This is a genomic window from Thiothrix subterranea (assembly GCF_016772315.1).
In the GTDB taxonomy this organism is placed as follows: Bacteria; Pseudomonadota; Gammaproteobacteria; order Thiotrichales; family Thiotrichaceae; genus Thiothrix; species Thiothrix subterranea.
On the sequence record NZ_CP053482.1, the window covers coordinates 3,468,659 to 3,493,215 of the forward strand.

The window sequence follows — 24,557 nt, forward strand, 5'->3', positions numbered from 1 at the left end:
GTATTTGGTTTTTTAGGTGAATAACGATGAACAATTATTTGATTGCTGCCTTAAGCGGCTGCTTGCTCATGGGTATGGCAAGCCTCCCCTTGGCTGTATTTGCCCACGGTGGCGAAGACCACAGCCACGATGACGCGCCCCCTGCGCCCATTATTGCCCCCAATAACAGTGGCATACGCTGGGAATTACAATCGCCCGACGTGGAATTGCTCGGCGCACTCCATGACGGCAAACTGACCCTGTATGCCAGCCATTTCCGCGACAACACCCCGATTCCCAATGCCAACATCGAGCTGGAAAGCAAGGGGCAAAAGCTGCTGCTGCAAACCGATGTCAACGGCATAGGTGAAACAGAGGCAGCATGGTTGCAACAAGCGGACAAACGCGAATTGCTGGCAACCGTGCAAGCCAAGGGTGTCAACGATTTGCTAGTGGGCAAACTGGCGTTTAGCAATGGCACAGCACAAGCCACCCGCTTGACCGATGGCAGCGTGTTCATGCCGCAAGCGTCCCAACAAATTCTTGGCTTACACACCACGGCCAGTAAACCGCAAACCGTTGCCCAACGTGTCACCCTTAATGGCGTAGTCGTGACCGACCCGAACGCCAGCGCAGTGATTCAACCGCCGCTGAGCGGACGGTTACTTGCACCGGAAAACGGCTTCCCCAGCATTGGCAGCACGGTCAAAAAAGGGCAAATCCTCGCCATCCTCGAACCCGCCGCCAGCAATACCGACAAGGGCGACCAGCAAGACAAAATCGCTGAAGTACGCTCCGAACTGGCACTGGCAGAGAAAAACGCCGCACGCCTGACTAGCATTGCAGGCGTTATTCCACAAATGGAAGTGGATGCCGCCCGCAACACCGCCGAGACCCTCAACGCCCGCCTTAAAGCCCTGCAAAGCCACCTTGCGCAACAGCCACAACCGCTGTTTGCCCCACTGTCCGGCATTATCAGCAGTGCCAAGGTAGTGTTAGGGCAACAAGCCAACGCAGGCGATGTCCTGTTTGAAATCATCGACCCAGCACAGCTACAAGTCGAAGCCCTCGCCTACGACGCAACGGTAGCAGCACAAATCACCGGTGCAACCACCACCCTCAACGGTCAAACCCTGACACTGGACTTCATCGGCAGCAGCCAACAACTGCGCAACCAAGCACTACCCCTCCGCTTCACGGTCTTGCCCCCTTCACCCCTTGCGGGGGAAGGGCTGGGGATGGGGGGTTCTTCTACTCTCACCGTCGGGCAACCGCTCAAACTCGCCGTGCAAACCCGCACCAGCATTCAAGGCACGCCCTTACCCGCCAGCAGCGTGGTCAATAATAACCAGCAACAGCCAACCGTGTGGGTAAAAACCGCCGCCGAACGCTTCACCCCCCACACCGTCAAGCTGCAAACGCTGGATGCCGATACCGTAATCATTACCGAAGGCTTGCCGAACAGCAGTATCCGCGCCGTCACCAGCAGCGCGGTCTTGCTGTCGCAAGTGCGCTAGGGGGTTGCCATGTTTAACGCGATTATCCAGACCAGCCTGAAACAACGCTTGTTTGTGTTGATGGGGGCATTGCTGCTGATGTTGTACGGGCTGTTTACCCTGCGGCAATTGCCCGTGGACGTATTCCCCGACCTCAATAAACCCACCGTCACCCTGATGACCGAAGCCGAAGGTATCGCCCCGGAAGAGGTCGAACAACTAGTCACCTTCCCGCTGGAAACGGCGATGAATGGGCTGGAAGGCGTGACACGGGTACGTTCCGTCTCCGGTGTGGGCTTGTCGATTGTGTACGTGGAATTTGGCTGGGGGACGGACATTTACCGTAACCGCCAGCAAGTCTCGGAACGGCTGGGCGCTGTCACTAACCAGTTGCCTGTCGGGGTTGTGCCGCAAATGTCGCCGATCAGTTCGATCATGGGTGAGATTTTGCTGGTGGCAATGACGGCGGAAGAACCCCTCACCCCCAGCCCCTCTCCCTCAAGGGGAGAGGGGAGCAAGATTACACCGATGGAGGTGCGGGATTTGGCGGAGTGGGTGGTGCGCCCGCGCTTGCTGGGGATTCCGGGGGTGTCGCAAGTGATTCCGATGGGCGGCGAAGTGCGCCAGTACCGCATTACCCCCGATGTGGCAAACATGGAACGCCTCAATATCAGCATCAGCCAGTTGCAAACCGCGCTGCACGGCTTTGCCAGCAACACCAGCGGCGGCTTTCTGGAAGCACAGTCGCAGGAATACCTGATCCGCAACATTGGGCGCACCACCAAGCTGGAAGACATGCAGCAATTAGTGGTAGCACACCGCGACAACGTGCCGATCCTGCTGCAACAGGTGGCGAAGGTGGAATTTGCTGCTGGGGTGAAACGCGGGGAAGCCAGTTTCATGGGCAAACCGGCGGTGATCCTGTCGGTGCAAAAGCAGCCCAGCGTCGATACGGTCAAGCTCACCCGTGAAGTAGAAAGCGCCTTGGCAGAGATCAACCGCAACCTGCCAGCCGGGGTAAAGGCGGATAACCTGCTGTTCAAGCAAGCCAACTTCATCGAAAGCGCCATCAGCAATGTGGAAGAAGCCTTGCGTGACGGGGCTATCATGGTGGTGATTGTGCTGTTTTTGTTCTTGCTGAATGTGCGCACCACGCTGATTTCACTGACCGCCATCCCGCTATCCTTGCTGGCAGCAGGTTTGGTGTTTCATGCGTTTGGCTTGTCGGTCAATACCATGACGCTGGGCGGTTTGGCGATTGCCTTGGGCGAACTGGTGGATGATGCGGTGGTCGATGTGGAAAACGTGCTGCGCCGCCTGCGCCAGAATGCCTTGCTGCCACAGCCCTTGCCTGCCTTGCAAGTGATTGCGGCGGCTTCGCGGGAAGTGCGTTCCGGGGTGGTGTATGCCACGCTGATTGTGGTGCTGGTGTTCGTGCCGCTGTTCTTTCTGGCGGGGATTGAGGGGCGGCTGTTTACGCCCTTGGGCATTGCCTACATTGTGTCGATACTGGCAAGTCTGGGGGTGGCGGTCACGGTGACGCCGGTGTTGTGCTATTACTTGCTGAAGAACCCCTCACCCCAACCCCTCTCCCTCAAGGGGCGAGGGGCTAAGAAAATTGCCCTCTTGTTCCCCTCTCCCCCTGAGGGAGAGGGGCTAGGGGTGAGGGGTACGGGCGACAGCCCGCTAGTCCACCTCCTCAAACGCCTCGACACCCGCCTGCTGCACTGGTCATTTCGCCACGTCAAGCTATTGCTCAGTGCTGCCGTGATCGTGGTATTGCTCGCCATCGCCAGCATCCCTTTTTTCCCCCGTGCGTTCCTGCCCGCGTTCAACGAAGGCACGTTGACGGTCAGCCTGCTGTTGCAACCGGGCATTTCCCTGACCGAATCCAACCGCATTGGCACATTGGCAGAAAACCTGTTGTTGCAAGTGCCGGAGGTGAAACAGGTCGGGAGGCGCACCGGACGCGCTGAACTGGACGAACACGCGGAAGGGGTGCATTCCAGCGAAATTGACGTAGATCTGGAGCCTTCGGAACGTGGGCGTGACGGGGTATTGGCGGACATTCGCAGCCGATTGGCGGTGATTCCGGCTGCCATCAATATCGGGCAACCGATTTCGCACCGCCTTGACCATTTGCTTTCTGGAGTCAGGGCGCAAATAGCCTTGAAAGTGTTTGGTGATGACACTGACACCTTACGCAGCTTGGCAACGGCGCTGCAAACCCGCTTGGCAGCGATTCCCGGCGTGGTTGATCTGCAACTCGAAAAACAGGTGCGCATCCCGCAATTGCAGGTACGGGTCGATTACAACAAAGTGCAGCAATACGGCGTTACCCCTGCCAGCATCAACCAGGCTCTCGAAACCCTTGCCAATGGCGCAAGCGTCGCGCAAGTGCTGGACAACAACCGCCGGGCTGACGTGGTGATCCGCTTGCAAGACATTGACCGCACGGCTCATGGCTTGCGCAATCTGCTGGTGGAAACCCATTCCGGTTACATTCCCTTGCAGCAGATTGCCAGCATCGAAGACAGCAGCGGCCCCAACCAGATCGTGCGCGAAAACAGCCGCCGCCGCATTGTGCTGTCTGCCAATGCCGCTGATGGTGCGGATATGGCAGGTGTGGTGCAAGCCATCCGTGCCGAACTTGCCGATTTCCCGCTACCCGAAGGCTATTTCACCCGCCTCGAAGGGCAGTTCCAAGCACAAGAGGAAGCTACCCAACTCATTGCCATGCTGGCGCTGGTCTCACTGACGCTGATTTTTCTGGTGCTGTACAGTCGTTACCAATCCAGCGTGTTGGCGCTCATCATCATGGGAAATATCCCGCTGGCATTGGTTGGTGGGGTGGTGGCGCTGTGGCTGGCGGGGCAAACGCTGTCGGTGGCAAGTCTGGTCGGCTTCATCACGCTGGCGGGGATTTCAACCCGCAACGGCATCCTCAAAATCAGCCATTACCAGCATCTGGTACAGCATGAAGGCGAAACGTTCGGCATCCCCATGATCGTGCGCGGCAGTCTGGAACGCCTGACACCCGTGTTGATGACCGCGTTGGTGGCAGCGTTTGCGTTGTTGCCCCTGATCTTAGCCAGCGGCGAACCGGGCAAGGAAATTTTGCATCCGGTGGCATTAGTCATTTTCGGCGGGTTGGTCAGTTCCACCCTGCTGGATACCCTGCTCACCCCGGTACTGTTTTACCGCTGGGGCGAGCAACCGTTGAACCAATTGTTATCCACTCAAGGAGATTCCCATGAAACTGTTTAAAACCACCCTACTGGCGGCATCACTGCTATTTGCAGGTTATGCCGTGGCGCATACCGATGAATTCCTCGACAGCCAAAAATCCCCGCACGATGGGCAAATCCGCATGACCGATACCCACCACCTTGAATTAGTGATTAAGGACAAAGACATTACTGTGTACGTGATGAACCACGCCAATGAAGCCCAGCCCAGCGCGGGAATGACCGCCACTGCTACGGTGCTTTCTGGTGAAACCAAAACCGAGGTGAAACTCGAACCAGCGGAGGAAAACCTGCTGAAAGGCACGGGCGATTTCAAAACCAGTGAGGATATGAAAGTGGTGCTTTCGGTCACGCCTGCGCCGATGACAGTACGCTACACGCCGCTCCAGAAAACAGAAGCTCCGGCAACGGCAACACCAGCGAAAGATGAAGCCAAGCAATGAGCGTTGGGTGGGTGAAGCATCAGCAACACCCGCCCCTCACTTTCAAGCCGAGTTATTCTGGTTTAATAGTACGTTCCATACTCACATTGCTCCCATAGCCAGTGTATAACTCAAACCCAATACGGCACACACGCCGATCACTTTCATCACATCTACCTTGTATTTCCACAGCGCGACGAATGCACCTATTGCCACCACCACGGCGAACCATTCAAACGGGGCAACAAACGGGGTCGCATCTGTCGCTTTAGGCCAGAACGTATGCCACGCGAAAAACACCGCTAGATTCATAATCACACCCACCACCGCAGCGGTCACGCCCGTCAAGGGTGCGGTAAATTTGAGGTCATTACGCGAGCTTTCCACCACTGGCCCCACAGCAAGAATGAACAGGAATGACGGTAAAAACGTGAAAAAGGTGGCGACGGCAGCCCCGGCAAAGCCTGCTGCAATCGGGTTGGCTACCACTGTTTTTGCCACACCGCCCAGATAGCCGACCCAAGTAACCACCATGATTAACGGCCCCGGCGTGGTTTCACCCAATGCCAAACCATCCATCATTTGCGCACCCGTCAACCAGCCGAACTGCTCCACACCGCCTTGGTAGACGTAAGGCAACACCGCATACGCCCCGCCAATGGTCAGGAATGCCGCTTTGGTGAAGAAGTTACCCATCTCGCTCAAGGCTTGATTGCCACTCAATGCGAACATCGCAACTGCCCAAATGCCGATAAAAGCGACGACAGTGATACCCAGTTTTGCCCACGAAAATTTGGCGTGTGCGGGCGTTGGCGTATGATCATCAATCACCGCCGCGCCGTATTGCTTATCCGATGCACCATGCCCGCCACCACCTTTGAACTTGTCCGGCATGACTTTGCCACCAATGATACCCAGCAAAGCGGCTGCCAACACAATCCACGGGAAACCCACATCAAACACAAAGATAGCGACAAAAGCGGCGGCGGCGATACCCCATAGGACGCTGTTTTTCAGCGCCTTCGAGCCAATCCGCCACGCAGCAAACAGCACAATCGCCACCACTGCGGGTTTTATGCCATAGAACAAACCTTGCATCAGCGGCACATCGCCCCATGCCAGATACACCCCCGCCAATACCGATAGCAGCAAGAACGCAGGCATAAAGAACAACACTCCCGCCATGACCGCACCGAGTACCCCGTGCATCAACCAACTAATGTAAATCGCTAACTGGATCGCTTCCGGCCCCGGCAAGATCATGCAGAAATTCAGCGCGTGTAAAAAACGGTGTTCTGAAATCCAGCGTTTCTTTTCCACCAGATCGGTGTGCATCAGGGCAATTTGCCCCATCGGGCCACCAAAGCTGATGAAGCCAAGTTTCAGCCAGTAGAAAAACGCTTCACCCAAGGTTGGGGCTTGCGGTGCAGTCTGTGGGTTATCGCTCAAAGGGAATCCTCCTGTAAGGAAAAAGCGCAATAAAGGTCATCGAGGAGCTGCCCGCCTTCCGCCAGCAGCACGTCATCATTCGGGGAGCGGTGTTTCAAACCTTTCAGCAGCACCGCAAACCCGGCGGCTTCCGGCGCATTGCCACCCACATCCAGCGTATGCACCAGATGCGCCAAGCGTTGCAGCCCAATATCTTGAGCCAGCCCAAAGCTATGCAGCAAGGTTTCAAACGTCACGTAGCGTCCAATGTGGCTAAAACGCGCCCCGTCAAAATCGAAACCGAGCGCGTCGGTGGGGCAAACGGCGGTATCGCCCAACCACAGAAATTGCGCTTGCGGGTCAATGAAACGGTGGATCAGCCATGCAGAGGCAAGGCGGTCTACCCACAAATCGCGGCGGGTTGCCCATGTTTTGCCTTGGAAATCGGCAAGGGTAAGCCGTTCCGGTTCACCTTGCTGGAATGAGGGTTCGGCACACGTCAGCCGCCCGTGCAATGCTGCTTCTGCGGTGTGTAAGCGTTCGTGTGCGGTGACTTGCAACGGATGCGGGAAATAATCCGTGTCGGTAATGGCGGTGAGCCGTTTGCTGAGATTTTTCAGTTGTTTGCGGGTAGCAGCAAGATCGGTTGCCAGCGGGTCGAATTGCGCCAAGTCATCCAGCCACGCGCTGTATTCGGCACTGCGATCAAACAAAGCGGGGAAACTGTCGGCTTGTTGCGCATCGGCTTGCAGTGCCAGCACCCACGCCTCGCCGCCTGATTTATGGGTGTCTTCGGCAATGCCATCAAACCGTGCATGGGTATCAGGGCGTGAGGGCAATAGCCACACGCCATCACGCAGGCTGGCGCAACCAAGGGTTTTTAATGCCCGCCAGATGCGCATTCGTGCCGTGGCGTTTTCGGTGGGCAGGGAAATAATGAGTAATAACCAATTCATTTGATCATAGTAGCAAGCTCTACAATAAAGTTATAACTATAACTTTATTGATTTTGCATCAGCCGCTTTCTTCAGCCATAACGACCATCCACACGCGGTTTGATCAACATTGGCGCATACAGCCACACAAACAGCGCAAATGCTGCAATCCAGATAAATTGCGCACTCAATATCCAAACGGGATAAAACTGCGGCAACAGCCCCGCAGCGACCACCCGCACCAGCGTACCGATTAGCAATAAGCCGAAAATCAGGCTGACCAACGACGGCGGCTCAGCCACATTACGCCCGGTATGCCCCAGGGTCACACGCGCCATCATCCCCACCGTCAGGGTCGCAATTCCGCCATACGCAAACGCATGAACTGCCAAAAACGGTGAAATTCCCGCCGCCACGCTCAGAAATTTCAGCGCAAAACCCGCAATCAACCAGCCATACGCCAGATACAGCACCCACAACAACGGTTTTTGCCAGATATTGGGGTGATACCAGCCCCACAAACGCAAAATATGTAACGGCACTTGCACCAATGCCAAAAGTGCTGCCGCCCACGCTGCGCCGCGATGACCGCTTGCCATTGCCAGCAAATCCGCCAGCATAAACAGCAAAAACAAAATCAGGCTGGCGCGATCAATCCACGAATGGTTCTGCGCAGTAAACGGGCAACTCACGCCACGTTCGATGAAAAACGGGATTACCCGCCGCCCCATTGTCAAAATCAACGCTACAATGACGTAAAAACCCGCATACAAACCCAGTTGCATTCCTTGCGCCCAAATACCCAGCAAACCCAGATAAAACAACGCATTCGCCAGCAACAGCAACCCAACCTTGCCCACAATCGCGGCTTGATTCCATTGTTTCGCTCGGATAATGGGCAGTGCTGCCGCGATCAGTAAGCCGCTGAGCCACAATACATCCAACACTGCCGTCCAAAACAGCGGCAATCCGGTAAATGGCAATACCCGCGCCGCCAACCACAATCCCACCAATAGCAGCAATGGCGTACCACTCAAGGTTTGTTGCCCCGTCCAGTTTTTGATAGCCGTCAACAAAAATCCCGCCGCAACCGCCGCCGCATACCCAAATACCATTTCATGCGCGTGCCAAGTTACCGACGGGTAAGCGCTGTGCAAGCCTTGCCAGTTAAAGCTGTAAAGGGCAGTCCATAACAACATGCCCACAACCGCATACAAACCCGCCGCCAGAAAGAACGGGCGGAAACCGAGGTGGGTAAACGCATGACGCTGTGAAGCGGGCGGGGTAATCTCCAGTTTTATCATGGCGAAGTTTTCTCACTAATAAAGTTGATGTAAACACTAGGGTAATCGCGTGGGGCGGGCGTTGATCTACATCAAGTGGCATTTTGGATGCGAATGGCATTGCACCACCCGCACACGCTTTAGCTTACCGACACAATACGTCAGTACGAGTGCTTTCCACGATTGCCCCTGCATCTGCGATAATGTCTTCCGGCACATTCAAATCACGCAAGGCTTTGACCAGATTTTCCACGGTGGCATCGAAATGCACATCAGAAAGCCCCATGTGATCGACCATGTGCTGGTGAGCGGAACGCATGTCCTTACCCGCATAACCGCCCTCCGCGCCCAACGCAAAGGAAATGAAATCCTTTTGGTGTTGGCGTTGCTTTTCCATATTGATATTTGCGAAAAAGTGTTTGACGCGATCATCTGTCAGCATGTATTCGTAAAAACGATCAACCGCTGCATCCACTGCGGCTTTACCACCAATACGCTTAAAAACATCTCTCATTGTGAGCTTTCCTTGTGACTAAAAAACATGAATAAAACTAACCCCAGCAATACAAAACACCACACGGCAAACGCTATCCACACGATCAGCAATGAAATCCACTGCAACGGCGGAAATTCTGCCGCCAAACCCAGCCGGAAACTGGCAACCGCGTACATCCCCAGCGGAAACACCATGCTCCACATCGCAGGCTCGTAGCGTAGCGGGTAACGTTTCACCCCGTGCTTCCACAGCCCAAAGATCACCAGCATCGGAATCCACCACGTTGCCCACGACCACAATAGCATCGCCACGCCGTCAATAAACGGGTGCAAGGCTTGTAAAAAGCTCAGGGTCGTTGAGGTTTGCAGCAATACCGTTCCGGCATTCACCCCTGCCGCCGCTGCACCCATAATGACCCACAACAACGGCGAAGTGTCTTCCGGCTGAAATCGTTGGAAGAAGATCCGGTAGCAAAATAAGGTGACAAAAATTCCGTATAACACCAGCCCCAGCAGCCACAGCAAATGCACTTCCACCAGCATGTAATCGGTGTAAATGCCCAAATCCGGCGCAACCATCACCCCCAGCAATACCAGCGATTGCGTGGCAATAATCGAGGTCAGCCAATCGCCATGCACCACATTCACGGTATGCGGATGCGTCAAAAACGTCAGCACGCTAAAGCTCAGGTACAACAGCAACGACCACACCACAAACGCGATTGCCCAACACACCAACGCCCATTGCGGATAGCCGTGTTGATGCAGCAAAATCCCCACCACATTGGTCGATACCACCAACGTAAAAAACGCAAATACCCGTCGGATATTCAACAAGTCGATTTTCACCGCTTGCGGGAAACGCCACAAACGCCACGCACTCAAGCCCAGCATCACCACCCATGCCAGCAAAGCGGCGGCAAATAACCCCTTAGCCAGAACATTCTGCCCGATCATATCGAAGGCAATGCTCAAAATACCGCTCGCCATTGCCACCGCAAAATAGCCCGGCGGCAAGCCTTCCAGCCAGCGCAGGGCATTATCGTTTGGTGCGGTTTGTGTCACGGCTTAACCCGTACTCCACCCACGCGGACGTTGCATCCCCGCAATCTTGCAGGTCTGTTTCACATAGCCATACGGGAATAACTGGAACAATTGCTGCTTGGCAGCTTTTTTGTCGATGCCTTGCTGTTTTGCCATGAAATCGGTGACGTGGCGAATATCGGGCGTGATTTGGTTCTCGCCCCACGAATCGCGCACGAAGTTCAATACCACCCAATACGCATCGGTCAATTCGATGTTTTCTTCGGCGGCTAAGGCGTGGGCAAGGTCTGGATTCCAGTCTTCGGGGTTGACGAGATAGCCTTCGGCATCGCGTTCAGCGTTTATTTCTGTGAGCATGATGCATCTCCTTTTCCTACTAAACCATTCAAATTCAAGTATAACGATAAGCCTTAACCCTTACATAACGATATTTTTTGCTGTCTAATATCGGAATCGTCGATATAAAGAGTACCGCATGGATACCGAACAAGCCCGTACGTTCCTCGCGATTGCTGCCCACGGCAGTTTTATTGCCGCTGCCAGCCAGCTACACCTCACGCAATCCACCGTGAGTGCGCGGATTCAACGGCTGGAGGAAACCTTGAATGCGCGGCTGTTCGTGCGCAATCGCTCCGGCGCGAGCCTGACACCCGCAGGGCGACGCTTTCTGGAATACGCCAAACGGCTGGTATTCACCGCAGAACAGGCGATTCACGACGTGGGTTCATCCAGCCGTTACCGCGCCACGCTGCGTGTCGGTGGGCGCATTGCGTTGTGGGAAGGTTTTTTGCCGCAATGGGTCGGGTGGATGCGCCGCACCAATCCCGATGTGGCGATGCGCACGGAAATCGGCTTTGAAGATGACCTAATGCGCCGCTTGATTGAAGGCACGCTCGATCTGGGTTTGATGTACACGCCCAGTCATCAGCCGGGGTTAATCGTTGAACATTTGTTTGACGAACGTCTGATTCTGGTCAGCAGTCGCCCCGATGTTCACGAACCGGGGTCGGGTTATGTCCACGTTGATTGGGGTGCAAGTTTTCATGCGCAGCACCGCCAAAGTTTCCCGCAAATGGAAACCCCTGCGTTGGTGGCGAATATCGGCTGGCTGGCAATCCAACTGGTGCTGGCGAATGGCGGCTGCTGTTTCTTGCCGGTGCGTTTGGCACAGCCGTTGTTGACAACGCGGCAATTGTTTCCGGTGTTGGGTGCACCGGAATACGACCATCCGGCGTACATGGTTTACCCGCAAAAAGCGGAGAGCATGGTGTTGGAACAGGCGGTGCAGGGTTTGCGGGAGGTGGCGAAGCAGCAGCGTTAACCCACACTTTCCTCATACGTCTTGCCATCGCGAATATGATACAGCCGCTTAAAGGTCGGAATAATCTTCTCATCATGCGTGACCACAATAATCGCGGTTTGATGCTGTTGCGCCATGTCGTTGAGGATTTTCACCACCGCCAATGCCCGTTCGCCATCCAGCGGCGCGGTGGGTTCGTCGGCAAGAATCACCGGCGGATTATTTGCCAATGCCCGCGCAATCGACACGCGCTGTTGTTCACCACCGGAGAGCAGTGCCGGATTGGATTTGGCGCGATGGGCTACGTCGAGGGCTTCGAGTAATTCCAAGGCACGACGGCGGGCTTCCTTGTTGGATTTGCCCGCCAGCATCGGCAACAGTGCCACATTGTCGGTCACGTCCAGAAACGGGATCAGGTACGGTGCTTGGAACACAAAACCAATCCGGTCGCGGCGCAAGGTGCGTAAATCTTTCACCTTCCATACCCCATCGAAAATGGCTTCGCCGCCCAAAAACATCTGCCCTGCGGTCGGGTCAATGACCGCGCCCAGACATTTCAGCAAGGTGCTTTTGCCCGAACCGCTGGGGCCGACCAGCCCGACGACTTCGCCGGGGGCAATGCGCATATCCACGCCCTTGAGTGCATCGACTGCGGTGTCGCCACTGCCGTAGCGTTTGCATAAGCCGCGCAGTTCAATGGCTGGAGTGGTGTTATCTGCCATGTTCAGCCTCCTATGGCTTCAGCGGGATCAACTTTCAACGCGGCGCGAATCGCCATGACGCTCGCCAGCGTACACACCACCACGATCACCAGCAGCCCTAGCACAGCATCCAGCGGTAACAGCAAGACGTATTTGGGGAAAACCGGTGCCCATAAGGTCGCCACCGTTTTGCCGATAATGAAACCCACCAGCCCCAAGCCGAGGGATTCCTGCAAAATCATCCATGAAATCGTGCTGTTGCGCGTACCGATCAGCTTCAACACCGCAATTTCGCGGATTTTGCCCAGCGTCATGGTGTAGATGATGAACGACACAATCGCGGTGCTGACAATGGTGAGGATGACGAGAAACAAGCCGATTTGCTTGGCGGACGTGGCAATCAGTTTTTTCACCGAAATTTCTTCCATGTCGGCGTAGGTGTAGGCTTGCAAGTGTTTCCAGCGTTGGATGTCTGCCGCCAATTGCGCCGCATCCCACCCCGCCCGCACTTGCACCAGCACGGCATTGACGTTGTGGCTGGTGGTTTGGCTCATCTGCACCGCTTCCAGCAAACCCGGCACGTTGGGGCGGTTGAAAGCGGGGTTGGCGGCGGTACGTTCACGCCCGCTCACAATCGCATCGTTGTCTTTCTGGAACTGTGCTACCTGCGCATCCGCCAGTGGGATAAACACCATCGGGTCGCCGCCGGATGACACGGTGCGCTGGCTCAAGCCGACAATGGTGTACTCGTTGCGGCGAATGCGGATTTTTTCGCCCAGCTTGAAACCGGCTTTCACGTCCGCCACGGCTTCGTAGTGCGAACGGGTAACGTGCCGACCGGCAATCAGCGACGGCGGCGCACCCGGTTGCCCCGACTCGAAACCGACTACCATCACGCGGGTATCCTTGCCCTGATGCTGCACCTGCATGGTGAAATAGGTGACATTGGCGGCTTGTTGCACCCCCGGCATTCCCAGAATGCTGCGGTACACATCGTCGGGCAGGCTGGACGATTCGGCGTAAGGCCCTTGGGTGTCTTTTTGCACCACCCACACATCCGCCTGACTGTTGCGCAATAGCACCTGCGCGTCGTCCACCATGCCGCGAAAAATCCCCGCCATCGACAGCGTGACTCCGATCAGCAAACCCAAGCCAATGCCAGTGAGGACGTATTTTGACCACGAATGCGCAATGTCACGGGCGGCAAGGCTGATCATAGTTTCTCTACCACTTTGATTTTGCTATCAGCACTGAGGGCGCTGCTGGTATAGACCACGATGGTGTCATCCGCCTGCAAGCCGCTGAGGATTTCTATTTGACCGTCGAGCGAATGGATGCCGGTTTGCACCGGGGTGAATTGCAGGCTGTTGTCAGGGGTGAGTTTCCATACGCCGGATTGCCCCGTTTGTTGCTGAATGGCGGCGTTGGGAATCACCAGCGCGGAATCTTTTTGTCCGGTTTGCAGGGTGACTTCCGCCAGTTCGCCGGAGGACAACGCAGCGGGTACGGGGGTGAACGCGATGCCGACGATACGTTCTTCGGTGACGCTATCGCTTAACGGTTCGATGCGTACCAGCTTGCCGGGTAAGGCTTGTTGCGGGGCAGAACGCAGGGTGATACTTGCCGTTTGACCCGCTTGTAAACCCAAGGCAAGGCTTTGGTCGATGCGGGCTTTGACCCAATAGCTTTGCGGGTCGGCAAGGGTGAGAACCGCCTGACCCGCAACCAGCGTTGTTCCCGGTTCGGCATCGCGGCTGGTGATCATGCCTGCAACGGACGCGGTCAGGGTGAGGTTGGCTTGTTGTTGGCGCAAGGCTTGCTGTTCGGCTTGCAGGCGTTGCTGTTCTTTTTTGGCGACAGCGGCGGCGGCATGGCTGGCTTCCACAGCGGCGTTGGCAACGGCTAAATCTTGCTGACGGGCATCGCTGCTGCTTTGACTGACGAGGGATTTGGCGGCAAGGCTTTGCTGCCGCTGGGCTTCGTGCTGGGCAAGGGTGAAGCGGGCGTTCGCTTCCTTGGTTTGCGCGTTGGCACTGGCGATGCTGGCAGTGGCGCGTTCGGCGGCTAAACCAGCGGCTTGAATGCGGGAATCGAGGTCAACCGCATCCATGATTGCCAAGGTTTGCCCCGCTTGTACGCTGTCACCGACATCGACCAACACTTGCTGGACGCGCCCCGCAGCCGTGGGGCCGATGCGGTAATTGTAACGCGCTTCCACCGTGCCAATGCCAAACACGCTGGCACTGATGGCTTGGTTTGTGACCGTCACCACCGTGATGCGGGTGGCTGCCATTGGCCCTTGTTGGGTCACGACCCAGCCAAAACCTCCCAGCACCACCACACCAATCAGCGGTAACAGGATTTTTTTCAATAACGGCGATGTCATGACGCAACCTCCTGACGGATAGCACTTAAATACAATGCCCATACCCCCGCTATCATGGGCTGAATGCTGGTGCTTGAACCCAGCAACATGGCTTGCATCACCAAGCCCTGAATCGAGCCGATGAATAAGGTGGCAGCACTGCGTTCATCCAGATTTGGCGAAACTTGCCCAGCGGTTTTGGCTTGCTGGAGTACGCGGATCAGAATGCCGCTGTAGGTTTGCAACATCGCCGCGACTTGCTGCTTGACGGGGGAAGCGGCAGGTTGTTGCAATTCGTGGAAAATGAAGCGTGGCACACCGGGGTTTTCCTGCACAAATTGCAGATGGGAGCAAAAAATGTTACCGAGGCTGGTCAGCGGGTCGGGGGATGACTGCGCCGCCGTTTGCACCAATGGAAGTAAGGTGGCTTCCAGCCATTGCGCCACATTCAACCAGATCGCCTGTTTATTGGGAAAGTGGCGGAAGACTGCGCCTTGGCTCAAGCCGACCGCTTTGGCAATGTCGGTGGTGGTAATGCTGGCAGGTTCTTGCTGGGCTGCCAGACTTAGCACGGCTTGCACCATTTCGGCTTGGCGGGCTTCAGCGGGTTGGCGTAGGGAAACGGTGGCAGCATTCATGGCAGGTATTCCAGTGTTTATGTTAGCGAGTACTTACTAACATAATGCGACGGACACGGGCGGAATGCAACCCCTGCGTTTACCGCCCGGTCAGCAGCGCATATAACTGCGGCAATTTCTGTGGCAACTCTTCCGCTTTCTTTACCAGCACCCAGCCGTTTTGCCCAAACAAACGCGGCAAATAATCTTCCGCCTTGTCGTCAATGGTGACGCAAAACGGTTTCAAGCCTTTGCGCCGCGCTTCCTGTAATGCCATGCGCGTGTCTTCCAGCCCGTAACGCCCTTCGTAAATGTCGAGGTCATTGGGCTTGCCATCAGTCAGCAGCAATAGCAGTTTTTGTTGCGATGGCTCAGCTTCCAGCAATTGCGTAGCGTGGCGGATTGCAGCACCCATGCGGGTGTAATAGCCGGGTTGGGTAGCCATAATGCGCCCGCGTACTTGCCCGTCGTAGTGTTCGGTGAACTTTTTCAGGTGGTAAAGGCGCACGTTCTGGCGATTGAGCGAGTTAAAGCCGTACAGGGCGAAACGGTCGCGGGTGGCACTCAGGCTTTCGGCAAACAGGATCAGCGCGTCACGTACCACGTCCACCACCCGCGAGGTATTGCTGACCCAACTGTCGGTGGACATCGAAAAATCCGCCAGCAACAGACACGACAAATCACGCCCTTGTTCGCGGATCGGTATATCGACTTAGCCATTGTCATACCCTTTGAAGTCAAGCATGGGGCAAGGTTAGGGCATGGTGGTGTGGGGGACATTGATTCAGGTCAAGGGCTGTTGCGGTGAATAACCGGGTTAATCGCCGCAAATCATACGGTGATTAGGCTTGCATTTGCGGCGATTAGGTTCTATAAACACCGCAATAGCTGCGGTGATTACGATGAAATGGATACATGAACAATCTGACTGGCCTCGTTTTTACTGGGATGACAAAGCCTTAAGCACCCCGTTGGCATCGGTGCGCCATCAACAAGGGCGGTTGCTGGGGCGTATGGAGGCGTTGGGGTTTTCGTTCCAGATGGAAGCCAGCTTGAATGCGTTGACCAATGACGTGGTGAAATCGTCCGCGATTGAAGGTGAGCGACTGAACCGCGAGGAAGTCCGTTCGTCGATTGCCCGCAAACTGGGCATGGATCAGGGTGGGCGTTTGCCTGCCAGCCGCCATGTGGAGGGCATTGTCGAAGTGATGCTGGATGCGACGCAGGCTTATCCACAAGCGTTGACCGAAGAACGTTTATGCGCATGGCACACAGCTTTGTTTCCGAGCGGTTTCAGTGGCATGACCCCGATTATGGTGGGCATGTGGCGACCGCCTTCGGCGGGGGCGATGCAGGTTATATCCGGTGGTTACGGGCGTACACGGGTGCATTTTGAAGCACCAGAAGCGACCCGCTTGCCAGAGGAAATGGCGGCGTTTTTGGATTGGTTCGCGGCTGATGGCGGGCTTGACCCGGTGCTGAAAGCGGGCGTGGCGCATTTCTGGTTTATCACCTTGCACCCGTTTGAGGATGGTAACGGGCGCATTGCCAGAGCGATTGCAGATATGGCGTTGGCACGAGCGGATCAAACGCCGCAACGGTTTTACAGCATGTCGGCGCAAATTGAAGCCGAACGCAAACACTACTATGAGCAATTGGAACGCCAGCAACGCGGTTCGCTGGATATTACGCCGTGGCTTGGCTGGTTTTTGGGCTGTCTGGAGCGGGCAATTGTGAGTGCTGGGGAGACGTTGGGCGCGGTGTTGCACAAAGCTAAGGTGTGGGAGTGCTTGCACCCTTATGCCGTGAATGCGCGGCAGCGGGTGGTGTTGAACCGGATGTTGGGTGATTTCGAGGGGTATTTGAATACCTCAAAATACGCGACCTTGGCGAAATGCTCGAATGATACGGCGTTGCGCGATATTGCAGCGTTGCTGGCGTGGGGCGTGTTGGTGCAGAATCCGGCGAAGGGGCGGAGTACCAGTTATCGGCTGGTGACGGCGGCGGAGTTGCAGCAGGTGTAGCGGATTTCCGCATCGGTGAAATTGAATGGCGGTATACTGCGGCGACCGAGAATGCCATCCACGGGGCGGCTGCGGATAAAGCCTTTGTGCCAAATGTGGAACAGCCACACGTCGCCCTAGGAATCTGTAACCGGGGTTGCTATCATCCTTCGCTTTCTCTCGTATTAGCGAAATATCATGGAACTCAACCCCACCTACACCAAAATCAAAGATCTCCAAGGGCGCGTGGACGCTCTGCGGGGGTATCTTTGACTACGAAGTCAAACACGAACGTTTAGAAGAAGTTACCCGCGAACTCGAAGACCCCAAAGTCTGGGATAACCCGCAGCGGGCGCAAGATCTTGGCAAAGAACGCGCCATTCTCGAAGGCATTGTCGGCGGCATTGATAAAATCAGTTCCGGCCTTGCTGACGCCAAAGAGCTGCTCGAACTCGCCGAAATGGAAGACGACGAAGACAGCGCCAATGCCGTGATTGCTGATGTCGATGGCATCGACAAACACGTTGCCCAGCTCGAATTTGAACGCATGTTCTCCGGCCCGATGGATCGCAACAACGCCTTCCTCGACATCCAAGCCGGTTCGGGTGGCACGGAAGCGCAAGACTGGGCAGAAATTCTGTTGCGCATGTACTTGCGTTGGGGTGAAGCCAAAGGTTTCAAAGTGGAATTGCTCGAAGCCAGCCCCGGCGACGTGGCGGGCATTAAAGGCGCGAGTATCAGCTTTGAAGGCCCTTACGCCTTTGGCTGGTTGCGCACCGAAACAGGTGTGCATCGCTTGGTGCGCAAATCGCCGTTTGACTCTGGCAACCGTCGCCACACCTCCTTCAGCGGCGTATTCGTGTCTCCGGAAGTCGATGACAATATCGAAATCGACATCAATCCTGCCGACTTGCGTATCGACGTATACCGCGCTTCCGGTGCGGGCGGTCAGCACATCAACAAAACCGAATCGGCGGTACGGATTACCCATACGCCCACCAATACGGTGGTGCAATGCCAGAGCGGGCGTTCCCAGCACCAGAACAAAGACAACGCGATGAAGCAATTGCGTGCCAAACTCTACGAGTTGGAAATGCAAAAGCGCAACGTCGAAAAGCAGGCGTTGGAAGACAGCAAATCCGACATTGGTTGGGGCAGTCAGATTCGGTCGTATGTTCTCGACCAGTCGCGCATCAAGGATTTGCGCACGGGTGTGGAAACAGCCAATACGCAAGCCGTATTGGACGGCGATCTGGACAAATTTATTGAAGCCAGCTTAAAAAGCGGGCTGTAAAAGCGAGACTGTTATGAGCGAACACGACAACCATCACGACCAGCATGATGAGAATAAACTGATCACGCAACGCCGCGACAAGCTGGCAAAATTGCGCGAACAGGGCAAGGCGTTTCCCAATGACGTGGTGCGTGAGCACAAAGCGGCGGATTTGCAGCAGGAATACGGCGCAAATGATAAGGAATGGTTTGAAGAGCACGCCATTCCCGTGACCGTGGCGGGGCGCATGATGCTCCAGCGCATCATGGGCAAGGCGAGTTTTGCGACGATTTCGGATGCGTCCGGGCGTATTCAGCTATACGCGCAGAAAAACGTGCTGGGTGATGAGATTTTTGACGATTATTGCCATTGGGATTTGGGCGACATTATCTGGGCTTCCGGGATGTTGTTCAAAACCAAAACGGGCGAATTGTCGGTGAAGGTGCATGAAATCCGCTTGCTGACCAAATCGCTGCGTCCGCTGCCGGAAAAATTCCACGGCTTGACCGATCACGAACAGCGTTACCGTCAGCGTTATATTGACCTGATCATGAATCAGGAAAGCCGTGAAGCGTTTGTGATGCGTTCCAAAATCGTCAGTTATATCCGCAACTTTTTCATGCAGCGCGATTTTCTGGAAGTGGAAACGCCGATGTTGCAAGTGATTCCGGGTGGTGCGGTGGCACGTCCGTTTATCACGCACCATAACGCGCTGGATTTGCCGATGTATTTGCGGATTGCGCCGGAGTTGTTCCTGAAGCGTCTCGTCGTGGGTGGGTTTGAACGGGTGTTTGAAATCAACCGCAACTTTCGCAACGAGGGGCTTTCCACGCGCCACAACCCTGAATTCACCATGATCGAATTCTATCAGGCGTATGCGACTTACCACGATTTGATGGATTTGACCGAAAGCCTGATGCGCGGTATCGCCACCGATGTGGTCGGTAGCCATGAAATTACGTATCAGGGCGAAACCTTCGATTTCGACAAACCGTTTGCGCGGATGAGTGTGCGCAGTTCCATTCTGCACTTCAACCCGGAACTGTCTGCCGAACAGCTTGATACGCTGGAAGGTGCACGGGAAGTGGCGCGTAAACTTGGCATTCCGCTCAAAGATGGTTACGGTTTGGGCAAAGTGCAAATCGAGATTTTCGAGAAAACTGTCGAACACCGTTTGCTGCAACCAACGTTTATTACCGAATATCCAGCGGAAGTGTCGCCATTGGCGCGGCGCAATGATGCTAATCCGTTCATCACTGACCGCTTCGAGTTTTTTGTTGGCGGGCGTGAGATTGGCAATGGCTTTTCCGAGTTGAATGACGCGGAAGATCAGGCAGAACGTTTCATGCAGCAAGTCGCGGATAAAGACGCGGGCGACGATGAAGCGATGCATTTTGATGCAGATTACATTCGTGCGTTGGAATACGGGATGCCGCCAACAGCGGGTGAGGGGATTGGGATTGATCGCTTGGTGATGTTGTTTACCGATGCGCCTTCGATAAGAGACGTGATACTTTTTCCGCACATGAGGCCGGAATAGGAAGAAACCCTTCCTGACCTCCCCTTATCAGGGGAGGAATTGAGAGGTGGATTTCAGTGTTTAGGCGCTAATCAAGTTGGCGAGTTCGGTCATGGAATCAATGACTGCATCCGGCGAATAGTTACGAATGTCTTCGCCGTGATTGTAGCCATAGGTCATGCAAATGATTTGGAAGCCCGCCGCTCGCGCTGCTTTCACATCAGATTTGGAATCGCCAATCATTACCGAATCTTCCGGTTTTACACCCAGCTTTTCGGCGGCGTGTAACAAGGGTAGGGGATGCGGTTTCTTTTCCGGCAAAGAATCACCGCTGATAATGATTTCAAAGCGGTCAACAATACCCAAATCGGTCAGCAAGGGCAGGGTAAACTGCTCGGCTTTGTTGGTCACGCAACCAATTTTCAAACCGGGACAGCTTTGCAGAAAATTCAAGCCTTCTAACACGCCATCGTACAAACGGCTGCGTTTCGAGGTGTTCTCCGCGTACAGTTCCATGAAAATCGGCATGGCACGCGCAAACAATTCTGCGTCAGGGTAGCCCTCCAAATCGTTGGTCAAGGCGCGTTCTACCAAACGTTGCACCCCGTTTCCGACCCATTGGCGCACCATCGCTTCGCCGCGTGCTGGCATACCTAACTGCTGCATCATTTCATCGACACAAAACGTCAGATCGGGAACGCTGTCAACCAGCGTCCCGTCCACGTCGATCAATACCATTTTCGGTTTGAACATGGGGATTTAAACCTTTGCTGCTGCCAATTCCTTACGGAATTCAGCCAGAACAGTGTTGTAATGGTTCGGGTCAGCTTTGTTAGCCACGTTGAAAATCGCAGAACCTGCCACGAATGCATCCGCACCGGCTTCCTTGATTTCGCGAATATTGCCCGGTTTAACGCCGCCATCGACTTCCAAACGAATATCGAGACCGGAATCGTCAATCATCTTGCGGACTTGGCGCAATTTGGTCAGCGTTGACGGGATGAAGCTTTGCCCACCAAAGCCGGGGTTGACCGACATCAGCAGGATCATGTCCACTTTGTCCATCAAATATTCCAAGATATTCAGCGGTGTAGCCGGGTTGAATACCAAGCCAGCCTTGCAGCCTTCGTTACGGATCAGTTGCAGGGTACGGTCAACGTGTTCAGACGCTTCCGGGTGGAAAGTGATGTAAGACGCGCCCGCTTTGGCGAAGTCAGGGATAATGCGGTCAACCGGTTTAACCATCAAATGCACATCAATCGGTGCAGTTACGCCGTGCTTGCGTAGGGCTTCGCAAACCAAAGGGCCAATGGTCAGGTTAGGAACATAATGGTTATCCATTACGTCGAAATGCACAATGTCCGCACCGGAGGCTAAGACGTTTACCACTTCTTCACCCAGACGGGCAAAGTCAGCAGACAGGATGGATGGTGCAATGAAATCGGCTTGACGTGCCATAACTATTCTCCTCAAAACGTGGCGATCAAAAAGGCAAAAGTGCTGCCACTTTACCGGAAAGGCTGTGCTAATACAGCCCTTCCGAGGGAGATAGGTTTTCAGAGTGTGGAATAACTTACGCCCAGTGAATACAGATCCGCATCGGTTTCGTAAGCGGAGTCAGCGCCAATATTGAGCATGTGCTCCCATTCACCGCGCAGGTGTAGATTGCTGTTGAGTTGGAATTGTGCACCGCCGCCTACCAGAATGCTGGTGCCGCTGTTTTCCGTTGCTTCGGTTTGGCTGCCGGAGGTTTTGCTGGTCTTGCTTTCCCACGCCATCGCTCCCGCTTTGCCAAACGCTTCTAGCTGCGGGGAAAGTGGCACGTAACCGACCCCAGTCACGACACTGCCGGTGGTGCTGTTGCTTAATTTGGCGGTACTGCCACCCGTTGTGCCATTCATATTGCTATCGCCGAGGTCGTAATAACCGATTTCAGCGCCCAACATGGGGTTGAAGCGTGCGCCACCAAAGGCTTTCCACGCAAACGCTTGATTATCGCATTCGCCGCTGAAAAACGGGTCATTGCAGGTATCACCCTGTTTAGCGCTGCCCGCACTGCCGCCGACATACAATTTAGGACCATTGCTGAAATCGCTGCCCATTATGGAATCACCTGCTTGCACATTACCCATTAAACCGATGCACAAACACCATGCCAATTGACGTTTCATCCTGTTGCCCCGTGTTTAAAAGGTGGAAAAAACCGCACCGACGCTCAATAAGCTCGCATCAGCTTCGTAATCGGTATCAGCGGCGGTGCCAAGCACCCGTTCATATTCGCCACGCAATGACAAGTTAGGGTTAAGCTTAACTTGTGCGCCAGCCCCCAATAACATGCTAACGCCGCTGTTGGTGCTGGTGGTATCCAGTTCAGAGTCTTCGGCGACGGTTTTGCTGCCATTTTGTTTCCAAAAGGCTGCGCCGACTTTGCCCAGTAATTCCGTGCGTGGCGCAACCGGAACGTAGCCTACGCCCGCAACATAACTGGCGGAGAGTTCGCTTTGGAGTTCGCTGTCGTAAATACCTTCACGTCCCGCCGTGCCTTTTGCGGTATTTTCGCCCAATTCCATGTAACCAAGTTCCACACCCATGGTCGGCAGGGATGATGCAGGCATGACACCGGCTGGCGTTGCCCATAATTCGCTCGGATTTTGATTAGGATCAGCACGTAAACCGACAAAGGCTTTATGCCCGGTATCACCGTCTTCGCAGTCAGTGGTGTCGGTTGCGCAAGCGCCATCATGACTGCTTAGACCCGCACTCAAACCGCCGTATAGTGAAACATTGGATGGTGCGCCGTAGCCTTCCAGACCACCTGCGTACACACTATTTGCCAATAGCGCCAAGCCTGCTACTGAGCAGGAAAGCAAAATTTTCATACAAGCCCCTTTCTGTATGCCCCCTCCCGAAGAGGGAATTTATTATAACGATGAGAAAATAAAGCCAAGACTCAGCAAGTCAATGTCATTGGCATGAGCAGCGGTGTCGCCCACGTCTTTAAAGCGTTCCCATTCGGCACGCACGCCCATATTGTCACCGAGGTTGTAGTCTGCACCCACGCCGACCAATACATCCGTGCCGGTATTTTCTACCGTGCCGCTGCTATCGGTTTGTTCCAATGTCCAGCGTGCAATGCCCGCTTTGCCGAACAGTTCGATTTGGTCGGTCATGGGGATGCCAGCGACGGCGGCGGTGGTGAAAGCGGTTGCCTGTTGGCTAACTTCACCCGTGGTAGCTGTGCCGCTTTGTTTGCCAAAATCGACATAGCCTGCTTCCAGCACAATATTGTCATTCATGCGCACCCCGGCGAAAGCTTTCCAGCTTTTATCGCCGTTGTCACAGTCGCCAAGTGGATCGCAAAACCCATCGGTGGTGGTCGTGCCGATGCTTGCCCCCAAATAGTTGGGTGCTTTGGCGTTGGAATTCATGCCAATGGGTGACATCGGTTTGATTTTGGAAAAAGGTGAACTGTTGTCTGCCATCGCAGTATTGCTCAGTACACTGAATAGGCACACGGCAAGCGCGGCAGTGTTGGAAATCGTCATGTGTGTAGCCCCGATATTATTATTTTGCTGGGTAGCTTTTATCACGACTGTAAATGACTGGCAGGCAAGCTGCCAGCATTAACCGATAATCGGCGTTTGGGGCTTAGCGCAGTTGAGTTTTGAGAGCAGCCGCCCGTTCCGGGAAGTTGAGTTCTAGCACCCGCAGGTTATCAGCGGCTAAATCCGGTTTGCCGAGGTTGTGAGCGGCTTTGACCTTGATTTCCAACGCATCCGCAATCGCGGGTGAGCCTTGATAATGTTTCACCGCGTATTCCGCACGATTGAATGCCGCGAGCCACGCGCCGCGTGTCATGTAGTATTGCGCCACATTTAACTCGGATTGTGCCAAACTGTTGCGCAAATGCTTGATGCGTTCTTGCGCATCCGGTGCGTATTTGCTACTGGGGTGGCGCGTTAGCAGGTGTGAAAAGTCTTGGAACGATTCTTTTTGGCGTACTGTGTCCAAATCGGCAATGCTACGTGGAAATAATTTATCCACGATGCTATGCCCACGGTTAAAGTTTACCAGGCCGCGCAAATACAGGGCATAATCCGCATCTTCGCTGCTAGGGTTCATGCGCAGGAAGCGGTCAATCGCATCCAAAGCGGAATCCGGCTCATCGAACTTGTAGTACGCATAAGCGGTTTCCAATTGCGCTTGTTGCGCGAAACGCCCCAAGGGGTAACGTGCTTCGAGCGACTCGTACAAGCCAATGGCACGTTCGTAGTCGCCTGCGTTGGCGGCTTCGCGTGCCGTGGTATAAATTTTATTGGCTGACCAACCTTCTGTCAGGTCTTTTTCAGTCTGGGAAAAGATCGAGCAGCCGCTGGTCGCCGCCGACATAACCAATACACTTGCCAGATAAACGCTGGCGCGTAGTCTTTTTGTATTTATCGACATTTG

General features: G+C 54.8%; 25 protein-coding genes. 7 read left to right on the forward strand and 18 right to left on the reverse strand.

Annotated features, from left to right (window positions below):
* The first annotated feature begins 26 nt into the window (after positions 1 to 26).
* From HMY34_RS17135 to HMY34_RS17145, 3 genes are read left to right on the forward strand one after another with little or no spacing between them, the layout of a single operon-like run.
* Positions 27 to 1,496, forward strand: a complete 1,470-nt coding sequence (locus HMY34_RS17135) for an efflux RND transporter periplasmic adaptor subunit (protein WP_202716647.1) — start codon at positions 27 to 29, stop codon at positions 1,494 to 1,496.
* Between the two features lie 9 nt (positions 1,497 to 1,505).
* Complete coding sequence (locus HMY34_RS17140) at positions 1,506 to 4,742, forward strand: efflux RND transporter permease subunit (RefSeq protein WP_202716648.1); 3,237 nt, start codon at positions 1,506 to 1,508, stop codon at positions 4,740 to 4,742.
* Complete coding sequence (locus tag HMY34_RS17145; protein ID WP_202716649.1) at positions 4,729 to 5,166, forward strand: hypothetical protein; 438 nt, start codon at positions 4,729 to 4,731, stop codon at positions 5,164 to 5,166. The genes HMY34_RS17140 and HMY34_RS17145 overlap by 14 nt, the downstream gene beginning before the upstream one ends.
* Before the next feature lie 81 nt (positions 5,167 to 5,247).
* Here HMY34_RS17145 and chrA read toward each other — a convergent pair whose 3' ends face one another.
* The 6 genes from chrA to HMY34_RS17175 all read right to left on the reverse strand — a co-directional run bounded on the left by chrA (position 5,248) and on the right by HMY34_RS17175 (position 10,687).
* The gene (gene chrA / locus HMY34_RS17150) at positions 5,248 to 6,594 is read right to left on the reverse strand and encodes a chromate efflux transporter (RefSeq protein ID WP_202716650.1); all 1,347 of its coding nucleotides are present in this window, start codon (positions 6,592 to 6,594) and stop codon (positions 5,248 to 5,250) included.
* On the reverse strand, positions 6,591 to 7,529 hold the full coding sequence (locus HMY34_RS17155) for a chromate resistance protein ChrB domain-containing protein (protein WP_202716651.1): 939 nt from the start codon (positions 7,527 to 7,529) through the stop codon (positions 6,591 to 6,593). Before HMY34_RS17155 ends, chrA begins: the two co-directional genes overlap by 4 nt.
* Before the next feature lie 71 nt (positions 7,530 to 7,600).
* Positions 7,601 to 8,812 (reverse strand): NnrS family protein, encoded by a 1,212-nt coding sequence (locus HMY34_RS17160; protein ID WP_202716652.1) that lies wholly within the window; start codon positions 8,810 to 8,812, stop codon positions 7,601 to 7,603.
* A gap of 124 nt (positions 8,813 to 8,936) precedes the next feature.
* Positions 8,937 to 9,305 (reverse strand): group I truncated hemoglobin, encoded by a 369-nt coding sequence (locus HMY34_RS17165; RefSeq protein ID WP_202716653.1) that lies wholly within the window; start codon positions 9,303 to 9,305, stop codon positions 8,937 to 8,939.
* Positions 9,302 to 10,351: a tellurite resistance/C4-dicarboxylate transporter family protein gene (locus tag HMY34_RS17170; RefSeq protein WP_202716654.1), complete on the reverse strand. Its 1,050-nt coding sequence runs from the start codon at positions 10,349 to 10,351 to the stop codon at positions 9,302 to 9,304. Before HMY34_RS17170 ends, HMY34_RS17165 begins: the two co-directional genes overlap by 4 nt.
* 3 nt (positions 10,352 to 10,354) lie before the next feature.
* The gene (locus HMY34_RS17175) at positions 10,355 to 10,687 is read right to left on the reverse strand and encodes a TusE/DsrC/DsvC family sulfur relay protein (protein WP_202716655.1); all 333 of its coding nucleotides are present in this window, start codon (positions 10,685 to 10,687) and stop codon (positions 10,355 to 10,357) included.
* 118 nt (positions 10,688 to 10,805) lie between these two features.
* Between HMY34_RS17175 and HMY34_RS17180 the strand changes: the two genes are divergently transcribed.
* Complete coding sequence (locus HMY34_RS17180; protein ID WP_202716656.1) at positions 10,806 to 11,651, forward strand: LysR family transcriptional regulator; 846 nt, start codon at positions 10,806 to 10,808, stop codon at positions 11,649 to 11,651.
* Here HMY34_RS17180 and HMY34_RS17185 read toward each other — a convergent pair.
* The 5 genes from HMY34_RS17185 to HMY34_RS17205 form a co-directional block, all read right to left on the reverse strand.
* Positions 11,648 to 12,352, reverse strand: a complete 705-nt coding sequence (locus HMY34_RS17185) for an ABC transporter ATP-binding protein (RefSeq protein WP_202716657.1) — start codon at positions 12,350 to 12,352, stop codon at positions 11,648 to 11,650. The two genes, HMY34_RS17180 and HMY34_RS17185, sit on opposite strands and share 4 nt — an antisense overlap.
* Positions 12,353 to 12,354: 2 nt before the next feature.
* Positions 12,355 to 13,548 (reverse strand): ABC transporter permease, encoded by a 1,194-nt coding sequence (locus HMY34_RS17190; RefSeq protein ID WP_202716658.1) that lies wholly within the window; start codon positions 13,546 to 13,548, stop codon positions 12,355 to 12,357.
* On the reverse strand, positions 13,545 to 14,717 hold the full coding sequence (locus HMY34_RS17195) for an efflux RND transporter periplasmic adaptor subunit (RefSeq protein ID WP_202716659.1): 1,173 nt from the start codon (positions 14,715 to 14,717) through the stop codon (positions 13,545 to 13,547). The genes HMY34_RS17190 and HMY34_RS17195 overlap by 4 nt, the downstream gene beginning before the upstream one ends.
* A complete protein-coding gene (locus HMY34_RS17200; RefSeq protein ID WP_202716660.1) occupies positions 14,714 to 15,334 on the reverse strand; it encodes a TetR/AcrR family transcriptional regulator in 621 nt (206 codons plus the stop codon). The genes HMY34_RS17195 and HMY34_RS17200 overlap by 4 nt, the downstream gene beginning before the upstream one ends.
* Positions 15,335 to 15,413: 79 nt before the next feature.
* The gene (locus tag HMY34_RS17205) at positions 15,414 to 15,992 is read right to left on the reverse strand and encodes a nitric oxide reductase activation protein NorD (protein ID WP_323127448.1); all 579 of its coding nucleotides are present in this window, start codon (positions 15,990 to 15,992) and stop codon (positions 15,414 to 15,416) included.
* 223 nt (positions 15,993 to 16,215) lie between these two features.
* On the opposite strand from HMY34_RS17205, the gene HMY34_RS17210 reads away from it, so the two are divergent.
* On the forward strand, positions 16,216 to 17,337 hold the full coding sequence (locus HMY34_RS17210; protein WP_202716662.1) for a Fic family protein: 1,122 nt from the start codon (positions 16,216 to 16,218) through the stop codon (positions 17,335 to 17,337).
* Here HMY34_RS17210 and HMY34_RS17215 read toward each other — a convergent pair.
* Positions 17,298 to 17,447 carry a hypothetical protein gene (locus HMY34_RS17215; RefSeq protein ID WP_202716663.1) on the reverse strand — a complete coding sequence of 50 codons (150 nt, stop codon included), beginning with the start codon at positions 17,445 to 17,447 and terminating at the stop codon, positions 17,298 to 17,300. The two genes, HMY34_RS17210 and HMY34_RS17215, sit on opposite strands and share 40 nt — an antisense overlap.
* Positions 17,448 to 17,514: 67 nt before the next feature.
* Between HMY34_RS17215 and prfB the strand changes: the two genes are divergently transcribed.
* Together prfB and lysS are read left to right on the forward strand one after the other, a co-directional pair.
* A protein-coding gene (prfB, locus tag HMY34_RS17220) for a peptide chain release factor 2 (RefSeq protein ID WP_202716664.1) occupies positions 17,515 to 18,610 on the forward strand; the annotation gives its coding sequence in 2 pieces (ribosomal slippage) (positions 17,515 to 17,586 and positions 17,588 to 18,610; 1,095 coding nt in all).
* Positions 18,611 to 18,623: 13 nt separating this feature from the next.
* The gene (gene lysS, locus HMY34_RS17225) at positions 18,624 to 20,129 is read left to right on the forward strand and encodes a lysine--tRNA ligase (RefSeq protein ID WP_202716665.1); all 1,506 of its coding nucleotides are present in this window, start codon (positions 18,624 to 18,626) and stop codon (positions 20,127 to 20,129) included.
* Between the two features lie 60 nt (positions 20,130 to 20,189).
* Here the strand turns inward: lysS and HMY34_RS17230 are convergent, their stop codons facing one another.
* The 6 genes from HMY34_RS17230 to HMY34_RS17255 all read right to left on the reverse strand — a co-directional run bounded on the left by HMY34_RS17230 (position 20,190) and on the right by HMY34_RS17255 (position 24,554).
* Complete coding sequence (locus tag HMY34_RS17230; protein WP_202716666.1) at positions 20,190 to 20,861, reverse strand: phosphoglycolate phosphatase; 672 nt, start codon at positions 20,859 to 20,861, stop codon at positions 20,190 to 20,192.
* Between the two features lie 6 nt (positions 20,862 to 20,867).
* A complete protein-coding gene (gene rpe, locus HMY34_RS17235) occupies positions 20,868 to 21,566 on the reverse strand; it encodes a ribulose-phosphate 3-epimerase (RefSeq protein WP_202716667.1) in 699 nt (232 codons plus the stop codon).
* 98 nt (positions 21,567 to 21,664) lie between these two features.
* A complete protein-coding gene (locus HMY34_RS17240; RefSeq protein ID WP_202716668.1) occupies positions 21,665 to 22,279 on the reverse strand; it encodes an outer membrane beta-barrel protein in 615 nt (204 codons plus the stop codon).
* A 15-nt stretch (positions 22,280 to 22,294) separates the two neighbouring features.
* Positions 22,295 to 22,987: an outer membrane beta-barrel protein gene (locus tag HMY34_RS17245; protein ID WP_202716669.1), complete on the reverse strand. Its 693-nt coding sequence runs from the start codon at positions 22,985 to 22,987 to the stop codon at positions 22,295 to 22,297.
* 42 nt (positions 22,988 to 23,029) lie between these two features.
* Positions 23,030 to 23,653: an outer membrane beta-barrel protein gene (locus HMY34_RS17250; RefSeq protein WP_202716670.1), complete on the reverse strand. Its 624-nt coding sequence runs from the start codon at positions 23,651 to 23,653 to the stop codon at positions 23,030 to 23,032.
* A gap of 103 nt (positions 23,654 to 23,756) precedes the next feature.
* Positions 23,757 to 24,554 (reverse strand): outer membrane protein assembly factor BamD, encoded by a 798-nt coding sequence (locus tag HMY34_RS17255; RefSeq protein WP_202716671.1) that lies wholly within the window; start codon positions 24,552 to 24,554, stop codon positions 23,757 to 23,759.
* Between the last annotated feature and the right edge of the window lie 3 nt (positions 24,555 to 24,557).

Bases quoted from the DNA above. Each gene is read 5' to 3' on its own strand.
- HMY34_RS17250 (WP_202716670.1), bottom strand. From the start codon at position 23,653: ATGACGATTTCCAACACTGCCGCGCTTGCCGTGTGCCTATTCAGTGTA.
- HMY34_RS17190 (WP_202716658.1), bottom strand. From the start codon at position 13,548: ATGATCAGCCTTGCCGCCCGTGACATTGCGCATTCGTGGTCAAAATAC.
- HMY34_RS17175 (WP_202716655.1), bottom strand. From the start codon at position 10,687: ATGCTCACAGAAATAAACGCTGAACGCGATGCCGAAGGCTATCTCGTC.
- HMY34_RS17155 (WP_202716651.1), bottom strand. From the start codon at position 7,529: ATGAATTGGTTATTACTCATTATTTCCCTGCCCACCGAAAACGCCACG.
- lysS (WP_202716665.1), top strand. From the start codon at position 18,624: ATGAGCGAACACGACAACCATCACGACCAGCATGATGAGAATAAACTG.
- HMY34_RS17255 (WP_202716671.1), bottom strand. From the start codon at position 24,554: ATGTCGATAAATACAAAAAGACTACGCGCCAGCGTTTATCTGGCAAGT.
- HMY34_RS17185 (WP_202716657.1), bottom strand. From the start codon at position 12,352: ATGGCAGATAACACCACTCCAGCCATTGAACTGCGCGGCTTATGCAAA.
- HMY34_RS17145 (WP_202716649.1), top strand. From the start codon at position 4,729: ATGAAACTGTTTAAAACCACCCTACTGGCGGCATCACTGCTATTTGCA.
- rpe (WP_202716667.1), bottom strand. From the start codon at position 21,566: ATGGCACGTCAAGCCGATTTCATTGCACCATCCATCCTGTCTGCTGAC.
- HMY34_RS17210 (WP_202716662.1), top strand. From the start codon at position 16,216: ATGAAATGGATACATGAACAATCTGACTGGCCTCGTTTTTACTGGGAT.
- HMY34_RS17195 (WP_202716659.1), bottom strand. From the start codon at position 14,717: ATGACATCGCCGTTATTGAAAAAAATCCTGTTACCGCTGATTGGTGTG.
- HMY34_RS17240 (WP_202716668.1), bottom strand. From the start codon at position 22,279: ATGAAACGTCAATTGGCATGGTGTTTGTGCATCGGTTTAATGGGTAAT.
- HMY34_RS17230 (WP_202716666.1), bottom strand. From the start codon at position 20,861: ATGTTCAAACCGAAAATGGTATTGATCGACGTGGACGGGACGCTGGTT.
- HMY34_RS17140 (WP_202716648.1), top strand. From the start codon at position 1,506: ATGTTTAACGCGATTATCCAGACCAGCCTGAAACAACGCTTGTTTGTG.
- HMY34_RS17160 (WP_202716652.1), bottom strand. From the start codon at position 8,812: ATGATAAAACTGGAGATTACCCCGCCCGCTTCACAGCGTCATGCGTTT.
- HMY34_RS17200 (WP_202716660.1), bottom strand. From the start codon at position 15,334: ATGAATGCTGCCACCGTTTCCCTACGCCAACCCGCTGAAGCCCGCCAA.
- HMY34_RS17135 (WP_202716647.1), top strand. From the start codon at position 27: ATGAACAATTATTTGATTGCTGCCTTAAGCGGCTGCTTGCTCATGGGT.
- HMY34_RS17180 (WP_202716656.1), top strand. From the start codon at position 10,806: ATGGATACCGAACAAGCCCGTACGTTCCTCGCGATTGCTGCCCACGGC.
- HMY34_RS17165 (WP_202716653.1), bottom strand. From the start codon at position 9,305: ATGAGAGATGTTTTTAAGCGTATTGGTGGTAAAGCCGCAGTGGATGCA.
- HMY34_RS17245 (WP_202716669.1), bottom strand. From the start codon at position 22,987: ATGAAAATTTTGCTTTCCTGCTCAGTAGCAGGCTTGGCGCTATTGGCA.